This window comes from Gordonibacter pamelaeae 7-10-1-b, assembly GCF_000210055.1.
Taxonomy (GTDB): domain Bacteria; phylum Actinomycetota; class Coriobacteriia; order Coriobacteriales; family Eggerthellaceae; genus Gordonibacter; species Gordonibacter pamelaeae.
This window is the reverse complement of the sequence record NC_021021.1, coordinates 3,329,095-3,330,222: the sequence shown is the minus strand read 5'-3', so window position 1 is coordinate 3,330,222 and position 1,128 is coordinate 3,329,095. Positions and strand designations below refer to the sequence as shown.

The 1,128-nt window shown below is 71.5% G+C and carries 1 protein-coding gene; it reads right to left on the bottom strand.

Going from position 1 to position 1,128, the window contains the following annotated elements; genetic code table 11:
• Nucleotides 1-315 precede the first annotated feature (315 nt).
• Nucleotides 316-1,128: EAL domain-containing protein (locus GPA_RS15280; RefSeq protein ID WP_041239764.1), on the bottom strand; the 813-nt coding region annotated here is incomplete at its 5' end.

Sequence of the window (1,128 nt, the reverse complement as noted above, 5' to 3'; positions counted from 1 at the left end):
GCTGCTGCCACACCAGGAAGCCGAAGCCGCACGCCGCCGCCCCCAGCAGCACGACGAGCAAGACGGCCAGGACAACGGCGGCCCGTGGCCGCGCCGGACGCTTCTCCACCGAACATCCTCCCACTCGGCACGCCGCGAACAGGCGCGCATCGGACGCAATCCGACCTATCCTAGACGTCGACGGCCGCCGCCGTCAACGAGCGGGGCGAAACCGGGCGCTGCGCAGCGAAAGGGGCGGGGAGGCTCGGCCCGGCAAGGGCGCGTGGGGAGGACGGAAGAACCGACGGGCCGCGCGGCCGGGGCGCGGCCGGCAGCTCAGTCCCCGAAGGCCAGCAGGTGCTCCAAGTCGAGCGGGCGGGCGTAGTGGAAGCCCTGGTGGCTCGCCACGGGAAGGCCGGCGATGAACTCCACGATGCCGGCGTCCTCCACCCCCTCGATGCACACCTCGATGCCCAGCCGCCCGGCGAAGCTCACCACGGCGTCGACGATGGCCTGGTCGGCCACGCTCTCCCGGATGTTCGACACGAAGGAGCGGTCGATCTTCAGCAGGTCGATGGGAAGGTTGCGCACCAGGTTCAGCGATGCCGCGCCCGTGCCGAAGTCGTCGAGCGCCACCTTGATGCCCCGGGCGCGGAAGAACGCCATCTCGGCCATGAGCGTGTCGCGGTCGATCGCGCGGCAGCGCTCGGTGAGCTCGATGCACAGGTTCTCCGGCGGGAAGCCCGTCCTGCCCAGCGCGCCCACCACCGCATCGCGGAAGCCGGTGCGCCCGATCTGCGTGTGCGACACGTTCACGTTGAGCCGCAGGCCGGGATGCCGGCGCACCATGCGCACGCCGTCCTCGAGCGCCCGCCCCATGATCCAGTTGCCCAAATCGTAGAAGCACGGGTCCTGCTCGAGCCACGGCACGAAGCGCCCGGGCAGCACCTCGCCGTAGGGCTCGCCGCTCCAGCGCAGAAGCGCCTCGGCGCCCACGAGGCTGCCGTCGCGGGCGTCCACGATGGGCTGGTAGCGCAGCGAGAACCCCGCGAAGCCCCTCGCCACGCTCGTGCGCACGGCGTCGAGCAGCTGCAGGTTGCGCCGGCTGTCGCCCTCGTCCTCGTTGTCGAAGAACACGAGCTCGCCGTG